At 59.9% G+C, this 26201-nt stretch carries 24 protein-coding genes; 13 read left to right on the top strand and 11 right to left on the bottom strand.

All coding sequences use genetic code 11. From position 1 onward, the window contains the following. Positions 1 to 22 precede the first annotated feature (22 nt). From ABEH87_RS13515 to ABEH87_RS13505, 3 genes are all read right to left on the bottom strand, one after another. Positions 23 to 1195 (bottom strand): Gfo/Idh/MocA family oxidoreductase, encoded by a 1173-nt coding sequence (locus tag ABEH87_RS13515; protein WP_346576894.1) that lies wholly within the window; start codon positions 1193 to 1195, stop codon positions 23 to 25. 14 nt (positions 1196 to 1209) lie between these two features. Beyond that, positions 1210 to 2148, bottom strand: coding sequence for a TIM barrel protein (locus ABEH87_RS13510; RefSeq protein ID WP_346577146.1), 939 nt, complete (start codon positions 2146 to 2148; stop codon positions 1210 to 1212). A 244-nt stretch (positions 2149 to 2392) separates the two neighbouring features. After that, on the bottom strand, positions 2393 to 3424 hold the full coding sequence (locus tag ABEH87_RS13505) for a LacI family DNA-binding transcriptional regulator (RefSeq protein ID WP_346576893.1): 1032 nt from the start codon (positions 3422 to 3424) through the stop codon (positions 2393 to 2395). Positions 3425 to 3669: 245 nt separating this feature from the next. On the opposite strand from ABEH87_RS13505, the gene ABEH87_RS13500 reads away from it, so the two are divergent. Together ABEH87_RS13500 and ABEH87_RS13495 are read left to right on the top strand one after the other, a co-directional pair. Next, positions 3670 to 4287 (top strand): TetR family transcriptional regulator, encoded by a 618-nt coding sequence (locus tag ABEH87_RS13500; protein ID WP_346576892.1) that lies wholly within the window; start codon positions 3670 to 3672, stop codon positions 4285 to 4287. After that, complete coding sequence (locus ABEH87_RS13495) at positions 4284 to 5150, top strand: helix-turn-helix domain-containing protein (RefSeq protein WP_346576891.1); 867 nt, start codon at positions 4284 to 4286, stop codon at positions 5148 to 5150. The genes ABEH87_RS13500 and ABEH87_RS13495 overlap by 4 nt, the downstream gene beginning before the upstream one ends. 148 nt (positions 5151 to 5298) lie before the next feature. On the opposite strand, the gene ABEH87_RS13490 is transcribed toward ABEH87_RS13495, so the two are convergent. The 3 genes from ABEH87_RS13490 to ABEH87_RS13480 all read right to left on the bottom strand — a co-directional run bounded on the left by ABEH87_RS13490 (position 5299) and on the right by ABEH87_RS13480 (position 7129). Continuing rightward, positions 5299 to 5511, bottom strand: a complete 213-nt coding sequence (locus tag ABEH87_RS13490) for a YdgH/BhsA/McbA-like domain containing protein (RefSeq protein WP_346576890.1) — start codon at positions 5509 to 5511, stop codon at positions 5299 to 5301. A 251-nt stretch (positions 5512 to 5762) separates the two neighbouring features. Beyond that, positions 5763 to 6683, bottom strand: a complete 921-nt coding sequence (locus ABEH87_RS13485; protein ID WP_346576889.1) for a nucleoside hydrolase — start codon at positions 6681 to 6683, stop codon at positions 5763 to 5765. A 50-nt stretch (positions 6684 to 6733) separates the two neighbouring features. Further along, positions 6734 to 7129: a polyketide cyclase gene (locus ABEH87_RS13480; protein ID WP_346576888.1), complete on the bottom strand. Its 396-nt coding sequence runs from the start codon at positions 7127 to 7129 to the stop codon at positions 6734 to 6736. A 194-nt stretch (positions 7130 to 7323) separates the two neighbouring features. Between ABEH87_RS13480 and ABEH87_RS13475 the strand changes: the two genes are divergently transcribed. After that, a complete protein-coding gene (locus tag ABEH87_RS13475; protein WP_346576887.1) occupies positions 7324 to 8244 on the top strand; it encodes an EamA family transporter in 921 nt (306 codons plus the stop codon). Position 8245: 1 nt separating this feature from the next. Here ABEH87_RS13475 and ABEH87_RS13470 read toward each other — a convergent pair whose 3' ends face one another. Further along, positions 8246 to 9274 carry an acyltransferase gene (locus ABEH87_RS13470; protein ID WP_346576886.1) on the bottom strand — a complete coding sequence of 343 codons (1029 nt, stop codon included), beginning with the start codon at positions 9272 to 9274 and terminating at the stop codon, positions 8246 to 8248. A 144-nt stretch (positions 9275 to 9418) separates the two neighbouring features. Here ABEH87_RS13470 and ABEH87_RS13465 point away from each other — a divergent pair, with 144 nt between their 5' ends. The 6 genes from ABEH87_RS13465 to kdpD all read left to right on the top strand — a co-directional run bounded on the left by ABEH87_RS13465 (position 9419) and on the right by kdpD (position 17596). Further along, positions 9419 to 9565, top strand: coding sequence for a hypothetical protein (locus tag ABEH87_RS13465; protein WP_346576885.1), 147 nt, complete (start codon positions 9419 to 9421; stop codon positions 9563 to 9565). An 842-nt stretch (positions 9566 to 10407) separates the two neighbouring features. Further along, positions 10408 to 10497 (top strand): K(+)-transporting ATPase subunit F, encoded by a 90-nt coding sequence (gene kdpF, locus ABEH87_RS13460; protein ID WP_084344168.1) that lies wholly within the window; start codon positions 10408 to 10410, stop codon positions 10495 to 10497. Further along, complete coding sequence (kdpA, locus tag ABEH87_RS13455) at positions 10497 to 12182, top strand: potassium-transporting ATPase subunit KdpA (RefSeq protein ID WP_346576884.1); 1686 nt, start codon at positions 10497 to 10499, stop codon at positions 12180 to 12182. Before kdpF ends, kdpA begins: the two co-directional genes overlap by 1 nt. A 16-nt stretch (positions 12183 to 12198) precedes the next feature. Further along, the gene (gene kdpB / locus ABEH87_RS13450; protein ID WP_346576883.1) at positions 12199 to 14247 is read left to right on the top strand and encodes a potassium-transporting ATPase subunit KdpB; all 2049 of its coding nucleotides are present in this window, start codon (positions 12199 to 12201) and stop codon (positions 14245 to 14247) included. 11 nt (positions 14248 to 14258) lie between these two features. Then, positions 14259 to 14831, top strand: a complete 573-nt coding sequence (gene kdpC / locus ABEH87_RS13445) for a potassium-transporting ATPase subunit KdpC (protein ID WP_346576882.1) — start codon at positions 14259 to 14261, stop codon at positions 14829 to 14831. 74 nt (positions 14832 to 14905) lie between these two features. Further along, positions 14906 to 17596 (top strand): two-component system sensor histidine kinase KdpD, encoded by a 2691-nt coding sequence (gene kdpD, locus ABEH87_RS13440; protein ID WP_346576881.1) that lies wholly within the window; start codon positions 14906 to 14908, stop codon positions 17594 to 17596. Here kdpD and ABEH87_RS13435 read toward each other — a convergent pair. Then, positions 17574 to 18176 carry a dienelactone hydrolase family protein gene (locus tag ABEH87_RS13435; RefSeq protein WP_346576880.1) on the bottom strand — a complete coding sequence of 201 codons (603 nt, stop codon included), beginning with the start codon at positions 18174 to 18176 and terminating at the stop codon, positions 17574 to 17576. The genes kdpD and ABEH87_RS13435 overlap by 23 nt on opposite strands. A gap of 209 nt (positions 18177 to 18385) precedes the next feature. On the opposite strand from ABEH87_RS13435, the gene ABEH87_RS13430 reads away from it, so the two are divergent. Beyond that, complete coding sequence (locus ABEH87_RS13430; protein WP_346576879.1) at positions 18386 to 20218, top strand: ABC transporter ATP-binding protein; 1833 nt, start codon at positions 18386 to 18388, stop codon at positions 20216 to 20218. A gap of 50 nt (positions 20219 to 20268) precedes the next feature. Here ABEH87_RS13430 and ABEH87_RS13425 read toward each other — a convergent pair whose 3' ends face one another. Then, positions 20269 to 22077: a hypothetical protein gene (locus ABEH87_RS13425; RefSeq protein WP_346576878.1), complete on the bottom strand. Its 1809-nt coding sequence runs from the start codon at positions 22075 to 22077 to the stop codon at positions 20269 to 20271. Positions 22078 to 22280: 203 nt separating this feature from the next. Further along, positions 22281 to 23408, bottom strand: coding sequence for a GNAT family N-acetyltransferase (locus tag ABEH87_RS13420; protein ID WP_346576877.1), 1128 nt, complete (start codon positions 23406 to 23408; stop codon positions 22281 to 22283). Between the two features lie 193 nt (positions 23409 to 23601). Between ABEH87_RS13420 and ABEH87_RS13415 the strand changes: the two genes are divergently transcribed. Then, the gene (locus ABEH87_RS13415; RefSeq protein ID WP_346576876.1) at positions 23602 to 24507 is read left to right on the top strand and encodes a siderophore-interacting protein; all 906 of its coding nucleotides are present in this window, start codon (positions 23602 to 23604) and stop codon (positions 24505 to 24507) included. Here the strand turns inward: ABEH87_RS13415 and ABEH87_RS13410 are convergent, their stop codons facing one another. Next, the gene (locus ABEH87_RS13410) at positions 24508 to 25416 is read right to left on the bottom strand and encodes a LysR family transcriptional regulator (RefSeq protein ID WP_346576875.1); all 909 of its coding nucleotides are present in this window, start codon (positions 25414 to 25416) and stop codon (positions 24508 to 24510) included. A gap of 204 nt (positions 25417 to 25620) precedes the next feature. Here ABEH87_RS13410 and ABEH87_RS13405 point away from each other — a divergent pair, with 204 nt between their 5' ends. Then, positions 25621 to 25953, top strand: coding sequence for a helix-turn-helix domain-containing protein (locus ABEH87_RS13405; RefSeq protein WP_346576874.1), 333 nt, complete (start codon positions 25621 to 25623; stop codon positions 25951 to 25953). Between the two features lie 14 nt (positions 25954 to 25967). Next, positions 25968 to 26171: a hypothetical protein gene (locus tag ABEH87_RS13400; RefSeq protein WP_346576873.1), complete on the top strand. Its 204-nt coding sequence runs from the start codon at positions 25968 to 25970 to the stop codon at positions 26169 to 26171. The last annotated feature ends 30 nt before the right edge of the window (positions 26172 to 26201 follow it).

Below are 26201 nucleotides of genomic sequence, written 5' to 3'. Positions count from 1 at the left end.
TGTCCGCCCGCGGCGGGGCGAATTAGCCGAAGTCCACCCAGGTCGCACCCGCATCCGCCGACTCAACGCAGCGCTCAACCCACTGCACGCCCGCCACCCCGGCATGTACATCGGGATACCAGAAATCAGCCAGCAGTGCCTTATCACCGCGATCGGTCGCGTCCATCGCTATCGCAAAACGGCGGTACAGATTCGACCAGGCTTCGAACAACCCTTCCGGGTGGCCGCCGCCGATGCGGTCCTCTTCCCGCGCGCGCGGGGCCAGGTAACCCATGCCGCGCTCCAGAATGCGCACCGGTTCACCCTGAATTTCATAGCGTAGCTGGTTCGGCTGCTCGTCCCACCACTCCAGGCTGGCTTTCGATCCGATCACGCGGATCTTCTGGCCGTGCATCGATCCGCAGTTCACCGCCGAACACCACAGCGATCCCACCGCCCCGTTATGGTACTCCATCAGGACAAAGGCGTTATCTTCCAGCGGTGCGCGGCTTTTGACAAAGCTCTGGCGTGAACACATCAGGCGTTTAATTTTCAACTCCGGCAGCATGGTTTCCGCCAGGAACAGCGGGTGCGTCGCCAGGTCGCCCAGCACGTAGCTCGGCCCGACGAATTTCGGGTCAACGCGCCAGCGGGTACTTGGATTATCCAGCTCTACCGCTTCATGGTGGAAGCCGTGCGAGAATGACATATTCACAATGCGGATATCGCCCAGCAGACCTTCGGCAATCATGCTGCGCGCCTGCTGGATCAGCTGATGGCCGGCATAGCCGTAGGTGACGCCGATAATTTTATTCTGCCTGTGGCTCAGGTCAGCCAGTTCTTTCGCTTCTGCGGTGGTGAAACACAGCGGCTTTTCACACACCACGTGCAGGCCCGCTTCCAGCGCGGCCCTGCAGATAGCAAAGTGGGTGCTGTTTGGCGTGGCAATGGACACCGCTTCTATACCGTCAGCGCGTGCGGCTTCCTCAGCAAACAGCGTCTGATAGTCCGGGTAACAGCGATGCCCCGCAACGCCCAGGCTCTCGCCGAAAGTGCGGCCGCGTGCGGCGTCAATATCGAATGCGCCAGCCACCAGAGTAAAGGTGTTGTCACGCAGCGCCGCTGAACGGTGGATATAGCCAATCTGGCTGGTGCCGCCGCCGCCGACCATGCCCCAGCGCAGAGAGCGACCGAGAGGTTTAATGCCGTTAATCATCTGATGTTCCTTAATTAAAATCCGACAGAGTTGAGGTAACGCAGACTTTCAGTCACGTCGTGCAGGCTGCCGTCGGCATGGCGCGGGTCACGCTCCTGTTCGATGGTGATCCAGCCCTGGTAATGGCGCTCCGCGAGGAAGGCACGCACGGCCGGGTAGTCAATCGCCCCCTGACCGATCGGGCACATCACCCCCTCTGCGCAGGCGGCAAAGAAGTCGGTTTCACGGGCAATTACGTCGCGAAACACCGCGTTGTTCACGTCTTTGAAATGCAGATAGTCAATGCGGTCAAAGTAGTGCGCCAGCGCGGGGATCGGGTCCATACCCGCGTAGTAAAGGTGCCCGGTATCGAGGCACAGGCCCGCTACGCTGTGCGGGATGTACTGCACCAGCTTTTCCAGCTCATCGGCAAACTCAATGCTGCCGCCCGCATGCGGATGGATCACCGGGCGTACCCCATAGGTTTTGGCAATGCGGCTAATCTCGCAGATATGACCCGTCATGCGCTGCCAGTCACTGTCGGACAGGCGTTCGGCTTTATCGTACTGCCCGGCAAGGCGCGCGCGGTCGGCGTTGCCGAAGTCGATAATCACCAGATACGGTGCCGGTAAGTTAGTGCCGTGAACGGGCGCTGCCGTCGGCACCTGTGACAGATTGCGGCACAGGTTATGGGTCAGCTCCACCATCGCCGGGAAGTTGGCTTCGCTCACCAGGTCGTCAAAGAGGGTGCCCGCCACCAGCGTCAGGCCATACTGATTCAGCTTTTCAGTCAGCAGTGCCGGATCGGTGGGCAGATAGCTCCACGGCCCCAGCTCAATACTCTGGTAGCCCGCCTGCGCCGCTTCTTTCAGCACTTTCTCATAGGGGGGCAGGTGCGGGTTCTTCGGGTCATCCACGCCCCAGCTACAGGGGGCGTTAGCAATGTGGATCTTTGCAGGTTCTGATACGTTCAGCGGCACAGGAGAATCCTTCAGGTTTTTATTTGAAGGCAGTATCAAACAAAAATTCCATTAGCAACAATGATGGAATGTTTGTTTTTTGATGGCGATCGCACTATTTTTGATAGTTTTAAATGATAAAATTCTATCATTTTCGCTAATTCAGAACGTTATGCAAAAAGGCGCAGTCAGGGGAGCCGGGCTCAGACCGCGGCGCAGGTCGCGCCGCGACGGACAGCGTGTCTCAGCCCGGAGGGGATCAGTAATTTTCTTTGGTAATCAGCTCAAAACCGCTGGTCAGGGTGATAAACCCGCCGCGTTCTTCCCGGCGGGACTGCTGCATCGCCTCAATAATGCGGGCGGCCAGCTCATCCAGCCGGTGAGCGATCATGATGTCCAGCGTACCGTCAATCAGCGCCAGCTGCGCATCCTGCAACGGACCGTGACAGATCAGCGTAATCTCATGCCGTCTGCCGCTGTCACGCAGGGCGTTGACCACGCCTTCCACGCCGCCGCAGGGCGCATAGATCACTGACAGCTGTGGATGATGGCGGATCAGATCGGCCGTCACCTGATAGCCCTGCTCCACGTTCTCAAAACTCTTGACCGGTTCCAGCACCGTATGACCGGTGGCATATTCCCGCAGGTAGGAACGGAAGCTGATTTCGCAGGTTTCCTGACATAAAAAGCGATTATCACCGACGATAACCCCCACTTTACCCGGCGGCCCGCTCAGGCGCTGCACTGCCCAGGCAGCGGTCCGGCCTGCCTTGCGGTTATCAAGGCCGATATACCCGGCATGGCCACACGCAGAAAGATCCGACAGCACGGTGAAGACCTTGACCCCTTTCTGGCTGGCTTTTTCAACAGCGCGGCGTATCAGGGCATTATCCAGCGCAATCAGTGCCAGCACGTTGACGCGGTCGCTCAGATCGTCAATGGCGGCGGCAGTCTCTTCAATGGCGTGAATATCATGAAAAGCAAATTCGATCCGGGTGCCTTCCTGCAAATAGGGGGCGGCGTGATGTTCTAAGGCTCTGGCGAGCGTATCGTAAAACGAATAATCGCGGGAAAGCAGGATCACGCCAACGCGCAGCGTGCCACCGCCGTGGCGCGGAGCAGCAACAGAGAGGAACGCCGGGTCAAAACGATAGCCGAGTCGGGAAGCGGCCTGAACCACGCGCTGCTCAGTGTCTGGCCGCACCGGGGCGCGGCGGTTGAGCACCCGATCGACCGTCGCGACACCAACGCCCGCTTCGCGGGCGATATCCGTGAGTGTGGTTTTTTTCATCTAAGGCGTCCTGATAAAATGTATGAAAGAAATCTATCATGTCCGTTGGGCCTGCAACAGCGAGGGCGACTGAGTAAGTTCTCAGGATATGACCCCGGTCAGATTATTTTTTTTATTTAGAGTTAAATCAGATGTAAAAATTTCATTATCAGCGGGCGTTCGTCAAGCTAAAAATATCCGGATGTTTCCAGAATTATGCTATCTTGCTGCAAACATACCGCGTGGTATCTTTAAAACGAAACATCATGATCAAAAACACCATTGCATCCCGTTCTATCCGCGAAGCGCTCTGCTGCGATCGGGGCTATAAGCGTAAAAAACAACCTGAACAGGTCAGGGCCGCGCTGATCCACTGCGCCGCCGAACTGGCCGCGCAACAGGGGCTGAACGGCGTAACGGTGCAGGCCGTGGCGGCCGCTGCCGGCGTGACAAAAGGGGGATTCTTCCACCACTTTCCCCACAAGCAGTCGCTGCTGGATGCGGTATTTGACAGTTTTATGGCGGAGAATGAGCGGGCGATTGACCGCCTGCTGGCCGTCGATGGATCGTCGCCGGGCTGTTTTACCCGTGCCTATATCAGCGTGGCGTTTGACGATATTTTACAGGCCGAAAAGAGCCTGCGCGTTCCGCTGTCACTGTCGATGATGGCGTCGCCGGAACTGTGTGCCCGCTGGGCGGCATGGCTGGCTGGCCGACTGCAACGGCATCATGAAACGGACAGCCAACCCCAGCATGAAGTGGCGCGGCTGGCCGCCGACGGGGCATGGCTGGCCTGTTCGCTGGGTCATACGGCGGGCACCACTAACCCTTTGTCCCTGAAAAACCATTTGCTGACACTCACCAGAGAGCGTAATTCATCGTGAAAACGACCTTCAAACAGGAAGTTGTTTACCAACTGCTGCACTGGCTGGAAGGGAATATCCATACGCCGCTCACCATCAACGACTTCGTTGAAAAATCGGGCTACTCGAAGTGGCACCTGCAGCGTATTTTTAAAGAAGTGACCGGGCAAAAGCTGGCGTCTTACTGCCGTCAGCGGCGGCTGACCTCCAGCGCCTTTATGCTGCGACTGTTTGATAAACAGATCGACTCCGTCGGCAGCGAGCACGGTTTTTCCAGCCATAACGTCTATCACAAAACCTTTAAGCGCCATTTCAACGTCACCCCCGCGCAGTACCGCGATGCGCTGCACTGGTCGTGCAAAGGGCTGTGCCCACCGATCAATCTCACCACGTTAGCGGTGCCGGAAGGCCAGATGGTGGAGCTGGAGGCGCTGACCCTGCAGGGGCGGGTGACGGATCACGCCTTCACGCTGGACACGCTGTGCGACTTTTGCTGGGACCAGCGTGAAACGCTGTGGCAGCAGCAGCTGGCGACGACGACGGTGATGCCCGGCGAGCTGTACGCCCTGACGAAGGTGATCAAAGGCGGCCCGCGCGCCGAAGACTGTGCCACCCTGCAATATCTGGCCTGCCTGAACCCTGAGGCAGCGGGGGGAGAACCACAGCCGGTGCAGGTGACCGTCGACAGGCAGATGTATCTGCATTTCATCTTCGAGGGTGACGTGCAGCAGTACGCTGACTTTATCAGGCTGGTTTATGAGCATGCGCTGCCGACCGCAGGAGCGGTGCGCCGCGATGGCTATGACATTGAGCGTATCGACCCGCAGTGCTTCAGCGCCTCACGTTCCGGCAGAATTGACTACTACGTGCCAGTGGTTGCCTGAGCGCTTCATATCGGGGCGGATTGCGGTGGGGATGTCGATGGGGATGATGGCCGGGATGGCCGGGCGGTAAAATGCGGTATGCCCGTTCCCTGTTATCCAGGGACCGGGCATATCACCTCAGGCAATATCACTCATTGCACTGTTGCTGTTATTTCAGCAGTTCAGCCGTCATATGAACGCTGTTGTTGGTGTTGGCTTCAGTAATTTTGTATGAAGACGCACCCGCCTGCTGTGCCTGAGCGGCGATGCTGGCTTCAGCGCTGTCCAGAGTAGTCCCGGTCGCGGTAACAGTCTGAGCAAAGCTGGCGAAAGAAACGGTAGAAAGCACGAGAACTGCTGCAAAAGTTTTGATAGATTTCATGGGGTCATTCCTTCATTAAGTTTGTTTAGATAAGGCGCTCTGCCTCGTTGAAAACAATAATACGCGGGCTAATGAAGTTGTGATAGCGGAGTGATTTGCTCTTCTTGTTCAAAAAAATTGCGCAACAATTGACGTTGTTTTACGCTTAATAAGCTGGCCTGACAGAATGGACAATTTATGACAGTGATCGTTAACGCAGTGACCATTAATTCTGCTGCTGACCCGGATTAATGGTCACCGCTCGCGCGCAGTCAGCGGCGTAACGTATCCAGGAAGTGTTTTTTCACTTTTTCCGCCTCGACCGACAGGCAAAGCTTTTGCACCCGGCATCCGGCAAACGGATCGTCACAGGATGCCACGCTGTTAAGCTGGCGCAGCGTCTGGCCGCGGCTGATGCCGTCGGTCACCACCCGCACCGGCGACTCTGTGATGCCAAACCACGACGGGTGGTTCAGCCAGGCGATGGTCAGCGTATCGTGCAGCGCCATGCCTTCAACGCCCTCTTTTTCAAGGCTGTATTGCAGGTAGCTGCGGGAGATCGCTTCCAGCACCGGGTGGCGCAGGGCGCGGATGTCATCGCCGCTGACCCGCACCCGATGCGTCACGTCCAGCGGCAACACCACCACTGGCAGCGCGGAGTTCAGCACCTGGTCGGCGGCATGCGGGTCTTTCCAGATATTAAACTCAGCGAAAGGCGTGACGTTACCGCTGTTGCCCAGCGTGCCAAAAGCACCGCCCATGATCACCAGCTGCTTAATCTGCGGCACGATATCCGGCGCCTGATTAATCGCCAGCGCGATATTGGTCAGGGGGCCGATGGCGACCAGGGTCAGTTCGTCGGGGTGAGCGCGAACGCTGTTGATAATAAAGTGAATGGCGTTGTCGGCGGCCCCGTTCCACGGGTTGTCAAAGACGCCGCCCAGCCCGTCGGCCCCATGCACATCCCAGGCGGGGGCAGAGGGCGCGAGCGCCAGCGGCCGGGAACTGCCGCGATAGATCGGCACATCCAGACCGATTTTCTGGCTGAACAGCCGGGCATTACTGACCGCCTGTTCGACCGGCACATTGCCGAAGACGGTGGTCACACCGAGAATATCCATGCTTTTCGCCGCGTAGGCGAGGGCAAAGGCGTCATCGACGCCAATATCAGTATCAAAAATAATTTTCTGCATCAGAAGCTCCTTATCTGCCGGGCTGCGCCCGCTCCTCCCTGCCCGTGCTGTCAGGTCGTCAGCAGCGTGTGCAGCGCCTGTAAATCCTGTTTTACCCACTCCAGCTCCTGGGCGAATTTCTCGTCCGACACCAGCGGCTGACGAAATACGGTGATCAATACCTGAGACCCTTCTTCATTGGCCACGATACGCATCGGGACAAAGATTTCTTTGCGGTAACCGCTGTCAATGTAGTGGTCCATGATGCAGAAGGGATTGTGCCCGGTGAAGCGCACTTTTACCGGCCCCTGGGGACCGCGCCCTTTCCAGCCATTGCCTTCCGGCTCCAGCGGCCCCTGGCTGAGACCCGACGCCCATTTAGGGAAGAATTCGGGTTTCCAGATCGTTTCATACAGGTCTACCCAGTTACGGTGGATAGCCAGGCTAAGGGTGTGTGAGGACAGCATAAAACCTCCGGTCAGTGTTCAGTAACGAATTTAAGCACCCTGACTGCCAGATGAGAAGCCCCATCGGATCAGTTATATCGATACCACGACACAGCTCGCAAATAAATGTAAGCGATTTCAATGACCGCTAACGGCTTGTTTTGCCTGGTTGTGCGGCCTATAAAGGACGCTTAACTCAGGAACGGGAGAGTGATGTGAAGCAAGGGGATATCGGGCGCTTAGTGCTGCTGGCCGCCATCTGGGGGGCGAGCTTTCTTTTTATGCGCGTGGCCACACCGTATTTTGGTTCGCTGAATACGGCTTTTCTGCGCGTGCTGTTTGGCTGCGGAGGGCTGTTGACGCTGCTGCTGGTGCTGCGGGTTAAGATTAATTTTAACGGCCGGGCGCTGCCCGCCATGTCGCTGGGGGTGATTAATTCGGCGGTGCCGTTTGTCATGTACTGCCTGGCGGCAAAGTGGCTGCCCGCCGGCTATTCCGCCATCCTCAACGCCACCACTCCGCTGATGGGGGTAGTGGTTGGCGGCCTGTTTTTCAGCGAAGCGTTTACCCTGAGAAAACTCGCCGGGGTGCTGCTGGGCCTGGTGGGCATTGTGCTGCTGACCACCACCGGCAGCCTGGCGCTGTCGCAGGACGTCCTGTGGGGCATTGCCGCCTGCCTGGTGGCAACGGCCTGCTATGCCAGCGCAGGCTTCCTGACGAAAAAATGGATTGGCGATCGCGGCGGGATGGATGCCCGGCTGGTGGCGCTGGGCAGTCAGATCGGGGCCAGTGTTTTTCTGCTGCCGGTGTTTATCGGGTCGCTGATCGTTCAGCCTGCGGTGCAGTGGGATCATCCCGGCGTATGGCTGTGCGTGCTGGCACTGGGCCTGGTGTGTACCGCCTGGGCCTACATCCTGTTCTTCCGCCTGATTGCCGACATCGGTCCGCTGAGAACGCTGACCGTGACCTTCCTCATCCCGCCGTTTGGCGTTCTGTGGGGGTATCTTTTCCTGGGCGAAACCCTGTCAAAAGGGTTTATCGCCGGGGCGCTGGTGATTATCGTCGCGGTGTGGCTGGTGGCGGGCGGGGTGAAACCCCAATCCCGCATTGAAGCGGTGGCGGTCGACAAGCCCTGACTCAGGTCGGGATACGGTTATCCGGCATTTTGGGCCGGGTAAACAGCTGCTGATAGATCCAGCCGAGCACCACGCTGGTCAGCCAGGATACCGTCAGCAACAGCAGCCAGATCAGCGGCGTAAAGCGCGGTGCGTAGATAAACGGCTGGAAGAAGTAGTAGCAGTAGAAGGTGTGGGTCAGCCAGATAAAGGTGGAGCGCTGGCCCAGCTCTGCCAGCAGCGCCTGGCCACGGCCGGGCAGGCGCTGGCAGACATCAAGGCACAGCACGATAAACAGCGGCGTAACCAGCGCCAGCCCCATATTGGTCAAGCCCGGCAGGCGCGCCGCGGCATAAATCACGCCGATAAACAGCAGCGACAGCGGCCAGAACAGGCGGCGCTGCAGGGCCTGCTGCGTCAGTGAGGCCACATCTCCGGCATGTCGTCCGGCCAGAAAACCGCAGACAAACGGCAGCAGCCACATCCCGTACAGCGCAATATCCCGTTCGACCCAGCCCTCATGGAAGTAGCGGAAAGAGAGGTTGCCCGCCACCATCAGCACCAGCGCGGCACCCAGCAGCTGGCGCGTCCCCATTCTGCGCATCAGCGGCAGGGTGCACAGGTAGGCGATGTACAGCACCAGGAACCACCACTCGCCGTTCCACGTGGTCGATAATCCGCTGAGATTGAGCAGCACGCTGGCGATGTCGGACGAGTAAGCGCCGCTGCCGTTGAACCACATCATCCCGACGGGCACGAAAATCAGGCATACCAGCCAGAACTGACTGTAAATTCCCCAGCTTTTTTTCAGCAGATCGCGCCAGCCGCGCGCACGGCTCATGGCGAAGCCGTAGCCGGAGAGGAATAAAAACATCGGCACGCAGATTTTTTCAAACCCGGCAACGGCGCGTTCAAGGTTGAACCACGGCAGCAGATGCTGCACGGGCAGCGCGGGGTCGATGCGCTCCGGGAAGGCAAAAAGATGGTGCCCCACCATAAACGCAATGGCGATACCCTTCAGCCACGCGGTTTGTTGTCTGGAAATCTGCATCACTGCCCTCACTCGGCTGGCGCCACGTTGCTGCGACTATAAGACAGGAAAAGTGCGTGTCGGAACTGAATAATCACGGCGCGTTTTCATTTCAGAATAACCACAGGGCGGTTGAGTCCGGTATTGACTGGAGGCGTGACGGTGATGGCCAAAAGGTATGGCGGTGATTTTTTCGGTCATGGTCAGCGCAGCAGGCGGCTTGCAGACGGGTGTTCTCACGGGATTCTGGAGGAAATGATGGCTAATTTTGTTCACGATCTGCGTTCTGCACTGGCACTGCTGGCGGGCTGACCGAAAAAGAAGGTCAGCCCCTACGTGACGGTCGGGACATTAACCGTAGGGGGCGACCATTTTTCCCGGATCATCCCTTTTACCGGTGATGGCGGGCTGACCGAAAAAGAAGGTCAGCCCCTGCGTGACGGTCGGGAAATTAACCGTAGGGGGCGACCATTTTTTCCGGTCGCCCCGTGTTACAGATTTCCGCCGGCAGTGATGCAGACCATTTTTTCCGGTCGCCCCGAGCCGCGGATTTCCGCCGGCATACCGGTGATGGCGGGCTGACCGAAAAAGAAGGTCAGCCCCTACGTGACGGTCGGGACAATAACCGTAGGGGGCGACCATTTTTTCCGGTCGCCCCGTGCCACGGATTTCCGCCGGCATACCGGTGATGGCGGGCTGACCGAAAAAGAAGGTCAGCCCCTACGTGACGGTCGGGACAATAACCGTAGGGGGCGACCATTTTTTCCGGTCGCCCCGTGTTACAGATTTCCACCGGCAGTGATGCAGACCATTTTTTCCGGTCGCCCCGAGCCGCGGATTTCCGCCGGCATACCGGTGATGGCGGGCTGACCGAAAAAGAAGGTCAACCCCTGCGTGACGGTCGGGACAATAACCGTAGGGGGCGACCATTTTTTCCGGTCGCCCCGTGTTACAGATTTCCGCCGGCAGTGATGCAGACCATTTTTTCCGGTCGCCCCGTGCCGCAGATTTCCACCGGCAGTGATGCAGACCATTTTCGCCGGTACCCTGTCCATTTTTATACTTTTTTTACACCCCAGCCCCGCATTTTTACATCAACTTTGCACGCCGCTCGCAACAATAGCGTTACTGAAAAACGCCTCTGGAGGTGTGTTGTGAGCGTCGCTGTCATTACCGGCATTGTGCTGGTCTGTTTGCTGCTGGGCTACCTGGTGTATGCCCTGATCCGTGCGGAGGAGTTCTGATGGCCGCCCCCGCATTTTTACTGATTGCCACCTATCTGGTGCTGCTGATGGTGCTGGCCCGCCCGCTGGGCAAAGGGCTGGCGCGGCTGGTGGATGACCGACCGCTTCCCGGTATGGCCGGGATGGAGCGCGTGCTGTGGCGCATGAGCGGCGTAACGGAAGAGGGTATGAGCTGGCAGCGCTATCTGTGGGCGATCCTGCTGTTTAACGCCTGCGGCCTGCTGCTGCTGTTCGTCATGCTGATGAGCCAGGGCAGTCTGCCGCTTAACCCGCAGCAGCTGCCGGGCCTGAGCTGGCACCTGGCGCTGAATACCGCCGTCAGCTTTGTCACCAATACCAACTGGCAGGCGTACGCCGGGGAAAGCACCCTGAGCTATTTCAGCCAGATGGTGGGCCTGACGGTACAGAACTTCCTGTCGGCAGCGACCGGGATTGCCGTGGCCTTTGCGCTGATGCGCGGTTTTGCCCGCCGTGCGCTGGGTGAGCTGGGCAACGCCTGGCGGGATATCACTCGTATCACTCTGTATGTGCTGCTGCCGCTGTCGCTGCTGATGGCGCTGTTCCTCGTCAGCCAGGGCGTGCTGCAGAACACCGACGGCTACCTCAGCCTGACCACGCTGGAAGGGGTGAAACAGACCCTGCCTATGGGGCCGGTGGCCTCACAGGAAGCGATCAAAATGCTCGGCACCAACGGCGGTGGCTTCTTTAACGCCAACTCCGCGCATCCGTTTGAAAACCCGACCGTTTACAGCAACTTTGTGCAGATGCTGGCGATCTTCCTCATCCCGGCGGCGCTCTGTTTCGCCTTTGGCGACGTGGTGCGCGATACGCGTCAGGGCCATGTGCTGCTGTGGGCGATGTCGCTGATGTTTATCGGTGCGGTGGCCGTGGTGATGTGGGCCGAACTGAACGGTAACCCGCACTTCCTGACGCTGGGGGCAGACAGCGCCATCAATATGGAAGGTAAGGAGACGCGCTTCGGCATTCTCAACTCCAGCCTGTTTGCGGTGATCACCACAGCGGCCTCCTGCGGGGCGGTCAATGCGATGCATGACTCCTTTACCGCACTGGGCGGCATGGTGCCGATGTGGCTGATGCAGATCGGTGAAGTGGTGTTTGGCGGCGTGGGTGCCGGGCTGTACGGCATGCTGCTGTTCGTGCTGCTGGCGGTGTTTATCGCCGGACTGATGATCGGTCGCTCACCGGAATACCTCGGCAAAAAAATCGACGTGTGGGAAATGAAAATGACCGCGCTGGCAATCCTCGTCACCCCCTGCCTGGTGCTGCTGGGCACCGCGCTGGCGATGATGACCGAAGCCGGGCGCAGCGGCATGCTTAACCCCGGCACGCACGGCTTCTCGGAGGTGCTGTACGCGGTGTCCTCGGCGGCGAATAACAACGGCAGTGCGTTTGCCGGGCTGAGCGCCAACACGGCGTTCTGGAACCTGCTGCTGGCGTTCTGCATGCTGGCGGGCCGCTTCGGCATCATCATTCCGGTGCTGGCAATTGCCGGGTCACTGGCGCTGAAAAAGGTCCAGCCCGCAGGCCAGGGCACGCTGCCGACGCACGGGGCGCTGTTTATTGCCCTGCTGATTGGCACCGTACTGCTGGTCGGTGCGCTGACCTTTATCCCGGCGCTGGCCTTAGGGCCGGTGGCGGAACATCTGCAAACGATCGGTCGTTAACGGGCGGAGAAGAGTCATGAGTCGTAATCAACAGGCGCTGTTTGACGGAGCGCTGATGCGTACCGCGCTGCTCGATGCGTTTAAAAAACTGGACCCGCGTACCCAGGTACGCAACCCGGTAATGTTTGTGGTGTGGCTGGGCAGTATGCTGACCACGCTGCTGGCCATCGGTATGGCCAGCGGGAAAACGCCGGGTGACACCGGTTTTACCGCCGCAATCGCCGTCTGGCTGTGGTTTACCGTGCTGTTTGCCAATATGGCGGAAGCGCTGGCGGAAGGGCGCAGTAAAGCGCAGGCTAACAGCCTGAAAGGTATCACCAAAACCAGCTTTGCCAAAAAGCTCGCTGAGCCGAAATACGGTGCCGGCCATCAGTCGGTGGCCGCTGAATCACTGCGCAAAGGCGACTGGGTGCTGGTCGAAGCGGGCGATATGATCCCCTGCGACGGTGAAGTGGTGGAGGGCGGTGCCTCGGTGGACGAAAGCGCCATCACCGGTGAGTCGGCCCCGGTGATCCGCGAGTCCGGCGGCGACTTCTCGTCGGTGACCGGCGGGACGCGCATCCTCTCTGACTGGCTGGTGGTGCAGTGCAGCGTCAACCCAGGGGAGACGTTCCTTGACCGTATGATCGCCATGGTGGAAGGGGCCAAACGCCGTAAAACGCCGAACGAGATCGCCCTGACTATTCTGCTGGTGGCGCTGACCATCGTCTTCCTGCTGGCGACCGCCACGCTGTATCCGTTTACCGCCTGGGCGGGCAATCCGGTGAGCCTGACGGTGCTGGTGGCGCTGCTGGTGTGCCTGATCCCCACCACTATCGGCGGCCTGCTGTCGGCGATTGGCGTGGCCGGGATGAGCCGTATGCTGGGGGCCAATGTGATTGCCACCAGCGGCCGTGCAGTGGAAGCGGCAGGGGACGTGGATGTTCTGCTGCTGGATAAAACCGGCACCATCACCCTGGGTAACCGCCAGGCAACGCAGTTCCTGCCGGCGTCCGGCGTCAGTGAACAGCAGCTGGCCGATGCCGCGCAGCTGGCCTCGCTGGCGGATGAAACCCCGGAAGGGCGCAGTATTGTGGTGCTGGCGAAGCAGAAATTTAACCTGCGCGAGCGCGACCTGAAAAGCCTGGATGCCACCTTTATTCCGTTCTCGGCGCAGACGCGCATGAGCGGGGTTAACGTGCAGGACCGCACGGTGCGTAAAGGTGCCGTGGATGCGGTACGTCGCCATATCGACAGCAACGGCGGCCAGTTTCCGCCGGAAGTTAACGGGCTGGTGGAGCAGGTGGCGCGCGCGGGCGGAACGCCGCTGGTGGTGTGCGACGGTGCCACGGTACTGGGCGTGGTCGAGCTGAAAGATATCGTGAAAGGCGGCATCAAAGAGCGCTTTGCCGAACTGCGCAAAATGGGGATTAAAACGGTGATGATCACCGGGGATAACCCGCTGACCGCCGCCGCTATCGCCGCTGAAGCCGGGGTGGACGACTTCCTGTCCGAAGCCACGCCGGAAGCCAAGCTGGCGCTGATCCGCCAGTATCAGGCAGAAGGGCGGCTGGTGGCGATGACCGGGGACGGCACGAACGATGCCCCGGCGCTGGCGCAGGCCGATGTGGCGGTGGCCATGAACTCCGGGACGCAGGCGGCGAAAGAGGCGGGCAACATGGTCGATCTCGACTCTAACCCGACCAAGCTGCTGGAAGTGGTGCATATCGGCAAACAGATGCTGATGACGCGCGGGTCGCTGACCACCTTCAGCATCGCCAACGATGTGGCGAAGTATTTTGCCATTATCCCGGCCGCCTTTGCCGCCACCTTACCGCAGCTCAATATGCTGAACGTGATGCACCTGCATTCGCCCAACTCCGCCATCCTGTCGGCGGTGATCTTCAACGCGCTGGTGATTGTCTTCCTGATCCCGCTGGCGCTGAAAGGGGTGAGCTACCGTCCGCTGAGTGCCGCCGCGCTGCTGCGACGTAACCTGTGGCTGTATGGCGTGGGCGGCCTGCTGGTGCCGTTCGCCGGAATAAAACTGATTGATATGTTGCTGACCCTGCTGGGCCTGGCATAAGGAAAATAATGATGAGCCAATTACGTCCTGCCCTGTTTTTACTGATCGTTCTGACGCTGGTCACCGGGCTGCTCTATCCTCTGTTAACCACCGGCCTGGCGCAGTGGTGGTTTCCGCTACAGGCGAACGGTTCGCTGCTGCGTGAAGAGGGGGGCGTGCGCGGTTCTGCCCTGATCGGCCAGAGCTTTACCCGTGCGGAATATTTCCAGGGGCGGCCATCGGCAACGGGCGATGCGGCGTATAATCCACTGGCCTCCTCCGGCAGTAACCTGGCGGCCAGTAATCCGGCGCTGGATCAGGCGGTAGCCGGACGTGTGGCAGCGCTGCGAGCCGCGAACCCGCAGGCCAGCCCGCAGGTGCCGGTGGATCTGGTGACCGCCAGCGCCAGCGGGCTGGATCCACAGATTTCGCCAGAGGCCGCGCACTGGCAGGCGGCGCGCGTGGCGCAGGCGCGAAGCCTGCCGCTGGAAACGGTGGAGCGACTGATTGACGATAATACGATGACGCCGCGCCCGGCGTTTATCGGTGAACCGGGTGTTAACGTGCTGAAGCTGAATATGGCGCTGGATGCATTACAGCGTTGAACCACGGCGGGTGGGCCGGCTTTTTCGCTCCGCCCGCGTTTGCGATGCGCAACCGCCCATAAATAAGGAATCTGATGAACGACGAACTCCAGCGCCCGGACCCGGATGCGCTACTGCGCCTGGCGGCGGAAAGTCGGCGCGGTAAGCTGAAAATTTACTTTGGCGCCTGCGCGGGCGTGGGGAAAACCTGGGCGATGTTGCAGGAGGCCCGCCGCCTGCGCGCGCAGGGGCTGGAGGTACTGGTCGGCGTGGTGGAAACGCACGAGCGCCCGGAAACGGCAGCGCTGCTGGCCGGACTGACGATATTGCCGCGTCGCGCCACCGGGCAGCATCGGCACCCGGAGTTTGATCTTGATGCGGCGCTGGCCTGCCACCCGGCGGTGATCCTGATGGACGAACTGGCGCACAGCAACGCGCGCGGTTCGCGCCATCCTAAGCGCTGGCAGGACATTGAAGAGCTGCTGGATGCAGGGATTGATGTCATGACCACCGTCAACGTCCAGCATCTGGAGAGCCTGAACGATGTGGTTGGCGGCGTGACCGGCATCCGCGTGCGGGAAACGGTCCCCGATCCGTTTTTTGACGCCGCTGACGAGGTGGTGCTGGTGGATCTGCCGCCGGACGACCTGCGCCAGCGGCTGAAAGAGGGCAAGGTTTACATCGGAGAAGGGGCGGAGCGCGCCATTGAAAACTTCTTCCGCAAAGGCAACCTGATTGCCCTGCGCGAGCTGGCGCTGCGCCGCACCGCCGACCGCGTTGACGATCAGATGCGCGCCTGGCGCGACACCCAGGGGCGCGAGAAAGTCTGGCACACCCGCGATGCCATTCTGCTGTGCATCGGTGACAACAGCGGCAGTGAAAAGCTGGTGCGCAGCGCAGCAAGGCTCGCCGCCCGGCTCGACAGCGTGTGGCACGCGGTGTATGTCGAAACCCCGCGCCTTTATCGCCTGTCCGAAGCGCGGCGGCGCGGTATTCTGCGTACCCTTCAGCTGGCGCAGGATCTTGGCGCGGAAACCGCCACCCTCTCCGACCCCAGCGAAGCCAACGCGGTGCTGCGCTACGCCCGTGAGCATAACCTCGGTAAAATCATTATCGGCCGTCGCCCGACCCGGCGCTGGTGGCGCGAACGTTTCGCCGACCGCCTGGGCGAGCTGGGGCCGGATCTCGATATTCTGATTGTCGCGCTGGACGACCCGCCGCCGGATGCCGCCAGCCCACTGGCCCCGCGCACCGGCAGCCCCGAAGGGAAATGGCGCGCCCAGCTGCGGGGCGGTGCCGCCGCGCTGCTGCTGTGTGCGCTGATCACCGTCGCCGGACGCTGGCTGCTGCCCGCCGTTGACTCGGTGAACCTGGTGATGGTCTACCTGCTGTCCGTGGTGATTATCGCCCTGCGCTACGGTCGCTGGCCGTCGGTGGTGGCCACGCTGATGAATATCGTGGCCTTTGACCTGGTGTTTGTCGCGCCTACCGGCACCATGGCGGTGTCGGACGTGCAGTATCTGGTGACCTTCGGCGTGATGCTGGCGGTCGGGGTGATTGTCGGCAATCTGACCTCCGGGGTGCGCTATCAGGCGCGGGTGGCGCGCTACCGCGAACAGCGGGCGCACCATCTGTATGAGATGGCGAAAGCCCTCAGCCGGGCGCTCAGCCAGCGCGATATCGCCACCACGCTGCAGCGCAGCGTGGAAAGCACGCTGCACGCCCGTAGCGAACTCTATCTGCCCGACGAGCACGGCGAGCTGGTCGCGGTGGGTGAGGCGCATCTCAGCGCGGTGCCGGATCGGGCGATAGCGCGCTGGAGCTTTGACAAGGGCCAGCCCGCCGGGGCGGGAACCGATACGCTACCCGGCGTTCCCTGGCAGATGCTGCCGCTGAAAAGCGGCAGTGAAACGCTGGGCCTGCTGATCCTCGAACCGCTGAACCTGCGCCAGCTGATGATCCCGGAGCAGCAGCGGCTGGTGGAAACCTTCACCGTGCTGATCGCCAACGCGCTGGAACGCATGAACCTCAGCCAGCGTGAGGCGGTGTCCAGGCTGGCTGCCGAGCGTGAACAGCTGCGTAACGCGCTGCTGTCGGCGCTGTCACACGACCTGCGCACGCCGCTGACGGTACTGTTCGGTCAGGCTGAAATTCTCACTCTGGACCTGGCGTCTGAAAACTCGCCGTATGCCCCGCAGGCCAGCGCGATGCGCGAACAGACGCTGAATACCATTCGTCTGGTGAATAACCTGCTGGATATGGCGCGCCTCCAGTCCGGCGGCTTCCATTTGCGCCGCGAGTGGATGGCGCTGGATGAGCTGGTTGGCAGTACGCTGCGCCAGCTGGCCCCGCTGCTGGCCGGGCGCCACCTCACGCTGGATCTGCCGCCGCTGCTGCTGATTGACGTCGATGGCCCGCTGATGGAGCGGGTGCTGAGTAATCTGCTGGAAAACGCGCTGAAGTATGGCGGTGCAGAGGCGAACATCGGGATTGCAGCGTCGCAGCCGTCGGCGCACCAGCTGCTGCTGGAGGTCTGGGACAGCGGGCCGGGCATTGCTCCCGGACAGGAAAAGCGGATCTTCGAAAAGTTTTCACGCGGCGACAAGGAGTCGGCGGTGCCGGGGGTTGGGCTGGGCCTGGCAATCTGTCAGGCGATTGTCACCCTGCACGAGGGGACAATCCGGGTGGAGAACCGGCCGCAGGGCGGGGCACGCTTTATCATCACGCTGCCGCTTACCCCACCGCCGATGATTGAGGACTATATTACGCCAGACACGACGCAATAAATTCTGCGGCACGCGCTGCACCCTGCGCCGAAATGGTGTGACCCACGCCGGGCTGAAACTGGCTGCTGACCGTAACGCCGAGGGCGCGCAGGCGCTGCTCTGCGGATTCCCCCTCCTGCACCGGGATCACGTCATCGGCCATGCCGTGTACCAGCAGCACCGGGGTGGTCAATGCCGGGGTGAACGGCTGGGGCGACGACAGGCGGCCGGAAAACGCGACAATACCGGCGACCGGCCAGCGGCCGGATACCAGCGTGTCCAGCGCCATAATCGACCCCTGCGAGAAGCCGAGCAGCACCACGCTGTCCAGGCGGTCGCTCATTTGATGCCGGTCGAGGATCGTCTGGAGTGTCTGGTCAAACGCCGCCCGCGCCTCTGCCACGCGGTCGGGGCGGTTCTCCGGGGTAATCCCCGTCAGGCTGAACCACTGCCAGCCTGCGCCGTGTTCAAAATGATACGGTGCGTTGGGGCTGGCAAAGCTTACATCCGGCAGTAACGGGGCCAGGTGATCGCCCAGGCCTGCCAGGTCGTCGCCGCTGCTGCCGACGCCGTGTAGTAAAATCACTAATCCTTTGGTCATCTCTGCCTCCTGAGCTCAGTTTTGTGGGCGGAGCGTTGTCCGGCCCTGCCGTCATTAAACCAGCCGCACGCCGCTTTGTGCATCAGACAGCGGTTTTTTTTCGCATTTAATCCCCAGGCCCGGCGTTTGCCGGTGCGCACGAACAGTCGACCCACCTCAAAGAAATGCACTAAACTCCAGGTTTCCTGCCGTACAAGTGAGCCTGCTCTATGCTGTATCGCCGTTTTGAAAGGATGATCAATATCTTCAGGGAGGCCCCGGCCGACACCCCGCCCGACAATGTCTGGGCATTCTATCTGTTCTATCTGCGTCAGGTGTGGCCGTGCTTCGCGCTGTTGCTGGTGATTGGGCTGGTGGCGTCGCTGATCGAAGTGGCGCTGTTCCGCTATCTCAGCCGCATTATAGACCTGGTGAATACCAGCCCTGCCGCCACCTTCTTCAGCGATCACGGCAGCGAACTGCTGTGGATGGTGGCGGTGGCGCTGATTTTCAGACCGCTGTTTATCGGCCTGCACGACCTGCTGGTGCATCAGACGATTAACCCCGGCATGACCAGTATGATCCGCTGGCAGCATCATAACTACGTGCTGCGCCAGAGCCTGAACTTCTTCCAGAACGACTTTGCCGGGCGTATCGCCCAGCGCATTATGCAGACCGGTAACGCCCTGCGTGACTCTGCGGTGCAGGCCGTCGATGCCCTGTGGCACGTGCTGATCTACGCCGTCACCACGCTGGTGCTGTTTGCTGAAGCCGACTGGCGGCTGACCATCCCGCTGCTGATCTGGATTGTCGGCTACGTGCTGTGCCTGCGCTACTTTGTGCCGCGCGTGAAAGCCCGTTCGGTCGCTTCCAGCGATTCGCGTTCGCGCCTGATGGGCTGCATTGTGGACGGCTACACCAATATCACCACCCTGAAACTGTTCGCCCACAGCGACCTGGAGCGCCAGTACGCGCGCGAGGCGATTGGCGACCAGACGGCGAAAACCCGCAGCCAGGGGCGCATGGTCACCGGTATGGATGTGGTGATCACCACGCTGAACGGCCTGCTGATTATCAGCACCACCGGGCTGGCGCTGTGGCTGTGGACGCAGTCGCTGCTCAGCGTCGGGGCGATTGCGCTGGCCACCGGGCTGGTGATCCGCATCGTCAATATGTCCGGCTGGATTATGTGGGTGGTGAACGGCATCTTTGAAAATATCGGCATGGTGCAGGACGGCCTGCAAACCATTGCCCAGCCGGTAAAAGTGAGCGATAAAGCCCAGGCTCCGGCCCTGAAGGTACAGCAGGGTGACATTCATTTTGACGGCATTCGCTTTAACTACGGCGGCGAACGCACGGTGATCGATGATTTACAGCTGACCATCCGGCCCGGTGAAAAAATCGGACTGATCGGCCCGTCCGGCGCCGGGAAATCGACGCTGGTGAATCTGCTGCTGCGTCTGTACGACCTGAACGGCGGGCGTATTGTTATCGACGGGCAGGATATCGCCGGGGTCAGCCAGGAGAGCCTGCGCGCGCAGATTGGTATGATCACCCAGGATACCTCGCTGCTGCACCGTTCGATTCGCGACAACCTGCTGTATGGCCGTCCGGATGCCACTGAAGCCGAGCTGATGCAGGCGGTTCACCAGGCGAAAGCCGACGAGTTCATTCCGCTGCTGTCGGACTCGCTGGGGCGCACCGGGCTGGATGCGCACGTCGGCGAGCGCGGCGTGAAGCTCTCCGGCGGCCAGCGCCAGCGTATTGCCATTGCCCGCGTGCTGCTGAAGGATGCGCCGATCCTGATTATGGATGAGGCAACGTCAGCGCTGGACTCCGAAGTGGAAGCGGCGATCCAGGAGAGCCTGGAAACGCTGATGGGCGGTAAAACGGTGATTGCCATCGCGCACCGGCTGTCGACCATTGCCCGTATGGACCGGCTGGTGGTGCTGGAACAGGGGCGGATTGCCGAGATCGGCAGCCACAGCGAACTGCTGGCCAAAGGCGGCCTGTATGCCCGCCTGTGGCAGCATCAGACCGGGGGATTTGTCGGCGAACCGTGACGGGGGCGACGCGGGTCGGGCATGCCCGACCCGTGAATGATTACCGGCGATCAGCCTTTATACGGCTTCAGCTCAATCCCGTAGGCCGTACCGTTAACGTATACCTTCAGATGTTTGGTTGAGGCGTTAAACTGGTCGTTGTTTAACACCTTACCGCGCATCAACAGCTCATTGTCGTTATTAAAGCCAAAGCCGACGGCAGGTCGCCCCTGCCAGTGCTGGTGGAAAGCCGTGTCGGGCGCGGCATCCAGTACGGCGATCTCTTCAGCGCTGGCAGCGCGGTAGGCTTTATCAAACATAAAGTGGATCCCGGCGCTGTAGCGGTCGAGGGAGTTGGTTTCCAGCAGGGCGCTACAGAATCCGGTGTATTTGGCAATTTTAACGTACAGTCTGGTTTTTTCCCCCGCGCTGCCCGGCTGTAACAGGACGCGCGTCACCGGGCAGGATCCCTGGCCGGACCAGGTGGCGATATAGCTTTTATCCCCGGTTTTCTGCAGGAAGATATCCGCAGCTCCTTCGGCGGTGCGTTCCGTGGCGTCAGTCTGGGTGGTGGGCATACTGCTGTAAAATGCCGAGCCGATAATGCGCATACGTGCCTGGGTGGTGTTATGCGAAAAGAACAGCTCGCCCACGTAGAACCACTTCTCTTTATCGCTGCGGTTATCCATGCGCTCCGTGCCGGGAGTGGTGAGATACTCGTAGTTCAGTGAGCCGTTAATTTTGATACCGTGGTTTTCAATGCTGACGTTGCCCTGCTCGTAGATCGACAGTTCCGGCCAGTCCTCAATGCCGCTGCCGTCAACAAAATCAAACCCCTTGCCGTTCTGCACGTTGAACTGCTGATTGACGATGCGCGCGCGGTAACAGCGCAGCGGGTTGGCACAGGTTTCCATATTGAACGCTTCAATCGACCACTGGCCAAAGGCGATATTGCCGGGGTACTCGCTGTGTTCGATCCAGCCGTTGTAGATGGCAGACTGCCCGGCGCGCTGCAGGTCGATGGCGGGATTGGGGCCGGTACTGCGCTGAATATTGAAGTTGCACAGCTCAATGGCGGTGATATGGTCCCATTTGCCCTGCACCTGACCGGACCAGGTGCCGTAAACCACGGTGCCGGTACAGTCGCGGGCGTACCACTGGTCAATTTTACAGTCGAGGGTGTCCACCAGGTCCAGCGAGCGTCCGCCCATATTGTAAAACATCACGCTGGTGACGCGCACAAACTGCCCGCCGGGAATAATGTTTTTAAAGAAGCCTTTGGTATTTCTCGCTCCCTCTTTACTCTCACCGTCAACAATCAGGCTGGAGACTTCCATATAGCGCGCTTTCACGCTGAACATTACATCACTGGCTTTATCGGAGACCAGCTGCGTGGAGGGATAATAGCCAAAGTTAACGTGCTCACCCGCTACGCGGAATTTAGCCACTTCTTCGCCGGAAATATCAAACTTCGACAGCATAAATTTTCCGGCGGGGAATTTGATACCGAGGGTGGGATTAACCCGCTTCGACCAGGTCCACATGCGGTTAACCGCTTCAATACAGTCGGTCTTGCCGTCTGCCAGCGCGCCAAAATGGACTACGGTGACGTCGTTGTAATCGGTCAGCGCGCGTTTCCAGCGTTTACCGCCCGGCGTCACGCAGTTGACGCCGTGATCGTGCGGTGTGGTGGTGTCACTCACGTCAAAGACAAATAAGCCGCCGCCCATTTTATAATCTTTGCGGTACTCCAGCACCATCGCCACTTCACCCATGCCGCTGGGTTCGGTCAGGCGCAGATCTTCAAATGTCTTCACGGTGATAACGCTGGTAGGAATGCTGGCGTTCGGGCTGTTAGAGCTGGACGTCGTTGCTGACATAAGTTACCCCGGCAAAATATAAGGTGAAATGGTGAAATCCATTAAAGTATATTCGGGGATAATGTTGGCGCGACGTCAGGGCCAGCCTTAACCGGGTGATTAAGCTGATGAATTTCACTTATGTCAGGGGATAAGGCTGCTGTCTGACGCAATTTCATCAGCGGATAACGATATTTACCAGATTATCCTTAATACGATTCTTCTTACTCCAGGGACTGACGCCACGGCAGGGCGGAACGCGCCTCTGCTGCCCATGCCTGCACCCCGTCGCGCTCCTGCTGCAGGAAATCAGCAACCGCTGCGTGTAAACCCGGATGGCGCAGCCGGTGCCAGGATTCGGTCAGCACTGGCTCAAACCCGCGGATCAGCTTATGTTCTCCCTGGGCTCCGGCGTCAAAGCGCTTCAGCCCGTGCGCAATAGCGTACTCCATGCCCTGATAAAAACAGGTTTCAAAATGCAGGCGGTTGAACTCCTCCAGACAGCCCCAGTAGCGGCCGTAGAAGGTGTCACCATCGACCAGGCTGAAGGCCATCGCTACCGGCTCCCCGCGCTGGCTGGCGATCGTCACGCGGATCGCCTGCGGCATCCGTTCTGCCAGCAGGCTGAAGAAAGTGCGCGGCAGATAAGGCTGGCGGCCGCGAATCAGGTAAGTATTGGCATAACAGGCATAGACAAAATCCCACTGCGTCTCATCCAGCTCCGCGCCCTGATACCAGACAAACTCCACGCCCTGGCGGGCGACCAGCTCGCGCTCTTTACGCAGCTGTTTGCGTTTGCGTGAGGTCAGCAGGTCGAGGAAGTCCTGGAAGTCGCGAAAACCCCGATTGTGCCAGTGGTACTGGCAGCCGAGGCGCGGCAGCCACAGCGGATCCTGCTGTAGCGCCTGCCTGACGCGATCATCGCTGAAATTAATATGGCCGCTGTACAGCTGTTGCTGTTCGAGGAACGTCGGCACTGCCTGCAACAGCTGCGTGGCCGCCTGCTCATCGCCCAGCACCCTTGCGCCACTGACCGGGCTGAAAGGCACTGCCGACAGCCATTTCGGATAGTAGGGGATCCCCGCCCGCTCGCTGGCCTCGGCCCAGGCGTGGTCAAACACGTATTCCCCCATGGAGTGGGTCTTCGCGTAGCCCGGCATCGCCGCCCGTGGCACGCCGTTTTCCACCCACAGCAGATGCTGCGGCAGCCAGCCGCTGTGACGACTGACCGCACCGCTCTCCTCCAGCGCAGAGAGAAAGGCATGGCGCATAAAAGGCTGATCGTTGGGGGCCAGGGCATCCCACTGGCTGGCAGGTATCTCGGCCAGCTGGGTCAGGACCATCAGGGACATCGGCGTGCTCCGTATTTACCACAGGGAAAACGCTACGTTGACTGCTTTTCGCGCCGGGATCAATCCGTTATTCCTGCGCTTAGCATGTAAAGAAGCCTCATACTCATTCTCATTATCATTTAGCTTTGCTATTCTTGCCGCCCTTATACGCGTTATCACACGGGCGCGGCTTACCGGTTTACAAGGCGGATTTATGGCGGATGTTCAGGGTTATCGCTTATTTAATGTGGTGCTGGCACGTAAGAAGGTGCTTTCACCTTCGATGCTGTGCTGCGTGTTCAGCGGTGATGACATTCGCCAGATGAAGATGGACGCACCGGACCAGCGCATCAAACTGCTGTTCCCGTCGCTCAACGGCACCCCGTCAACGCTGACCAACGACGGTGAAAAAACCTGGTGGGAAAAAGCGCGGGCGATGCCGCAGGAAATCCGTCCCATCGCGCGCACCTACACCCTGCGTCACGTCAATGCCGGGGCCGCCGAGGTCGAAGTGGAGTTCGTGATGCACGGCACCGAAGGCCCGGCCTCTGCCTGGGCGCTGAGTGCGGAGCCGGGCGCGGCACTGCAAATGGTGGCCCCGAATGCCGCCTGCCCGACCAGCAGCGGCGGCTACGAGTGGGACCCGCACCCGGACGTTGAGCGGGCGCTGGTGATCGCCGACGAAACGGCGCTTCCGGCGGCGAAGGCGATCCTCGAACAGCTGGCAGGCTGGCAACATCCACCGCAGCTGCAGGTGTTCCTCGAAGTGCCGAAACGCGGCGACTGCATTGATCTCAGCCACTACCGCTTTGCCGACATTCACTGGCTGCCGCGTGAAGAAAGCGGCGCGTCGCACGGCGAAGCGTTGCTGAGCGCGGTGCAGCAGCGGGTGACGCTGCCGGAAAGCGCTCTGGTACGCGGTGAACTGCGTGAAGAGAGCGAGGGGGATATTCTCTGGGACCGCGCCGACAGCGCAGATCGGCGCTTCCACGGCTGGGTGGCTGCGGAATCCAGCGCCGTTAAGCAGCTGCGCCGCTATCTGATTGGCGAGCGCGGCCTGTCGCCGGAGTGCATCAGCTTTATGGCCTACTGGAGCCGTGGCCCGCGCCGCGAGGGGTAATCAGCGCGTCATCAGCCGCTGGCTGGTCTCTTTCAGCGTGTTGTAGAACCAGGTTTTGGCGGTGATATCGCCAATCTCCGTGTGGGCATAAAGGTATACCTCCAGGTTCGGCAGCTTAAACGGCAGTTCGATAATCCGCCCGTTGCCGCGCGCAACGTAGATTTTCGCCGCGCTGGAGGGCAGGGTGACCAGCAGCTCGCTGGAGGCAATCAGCTCCCCCAGCGCCGCAAAGTGCGGTACTTCCAGCGCGATGCGGCGCTCAAAGCCGTACTCTTTTATCCGCTCCTCCACCATGTAATGCCCGCTGATGGTCGATACAATAATGTGCTGCTCTTCCAGGTAGGCACTGAGCGTCAGCGTCCCGCCAATGCGCGGATGCTGGTCGTTCAGCAGGCAGACATAGCGCTCATCCATAATCCGGTCACGCTGGGCCAGCGAGATGCTCTCGTTGCGGCTGCACAGCGCGGCGTCCACTTTTCCGGTCAGCAGCCATTCATCCAGTTTGCGCATCTCAACGGGGATCACTTCCAGCTGTACGTTAGGTGCGACGGCGCGCAGGTGACGGACCAGGCCGGGCAGCAGCAGCAGTTCGCCGAGGTCCGAGAGTGCCAGACGAAATTTGTGAATGGATGTGTCCGGGGAGAAGCTGCGGGTGTCCGCCACCGCCTTCTCAATGCCGCTCAGGGATTTCTTAAACACGCTGTAGAGCTGCGTGGCCGTTGGGGTGGGCAACATTCCTTTGCGGCTGCGTTTAAACAGCTCGTTGCCCGTGGTATCCCGTAGCCGGGCCAGGGCGTAGCTGGCCGAGGGCTGGGTGATAAACAGACGTGCAGCGGCCCCGCTGACGCTCTGCGTTTCATAGATCGCGATGAAAACCCGGACCAGGTTGAGGTCCATATTGGATGGCATATAGTCTCTGTCTATAAACGAAGATTCAAATTATCTATTTGAACTATTTTAAGCGCTCTAATACCATCCCTTCCACGTTTTTTTGATATGTTCTCACTTTTTTTTCATATCGTATTTAATTCAATAAAATCAAAACAATAAACAACTTCCCTGAATTTTCAAGGCAGGAGTGGGCGTCTGACGCCCGTCATCGCGGAGTGAAATATGAAAAATGAAATCGTTGACGTGATCGTCGACTGGATAGACGATCATTTAGAAGAAGGCCTGAATATTGAAGCGGTCGCGGCAAAATCGGGCTACTCAAAGTGGCACCTGCAGCGCGCATTCAAGCAGCAGAAAGGCATCACGCTGGCGACGTTTATCCGCAGCCGCCGTCTCGATCAGGCGGCGCAGTGCCTGGTGAGTTCGACCAAAACGATTATGACTATTTCGATGGACCTTGGTTTCTCTTCCCAGCAGTGCTTTCAGCGGGTGTTTAAAAAACACTTCAATGTGACCCCGCGTGACTACCGTATTCAGTACCGCCAGTATCACTAAGCCCCGGAGGCCCCGTGCCACAGTTGATTAAAATCGCCGCCCTGCTGGCGGTGCTGTGCCTGACATCCCTGACCCAGGCCGCTGCGGCCAGCCCGCAGGCAGACAATGGCAGGGGGAGCCCGTTCGGCTATGAGCGCCAGAAGCAAAAGATGATGCGGCCGATTAACGATCTGCTGCCGCAGGGCAGCCGTGACGAGGGGCCGCAGGGGCGCGAATAGCGTGAGGGGGCGTCGGGGCAGGATGCTCAG

Source organism: Erwinia sp. Eh17-17 (assembly GCF_039675725.1).
In the GTDB taxonomy this organism is placed as follows: domain Bacteria; phylum Pseudomonadota; class Gammaproteobacteria; order Enterobacterales; family Enterobacteriaceae; genus Erwinia.
Note: the sequence above shows the minus strand (reverse complement) of the source record. Positions and strands in the feature narration are given on the sequence as shown.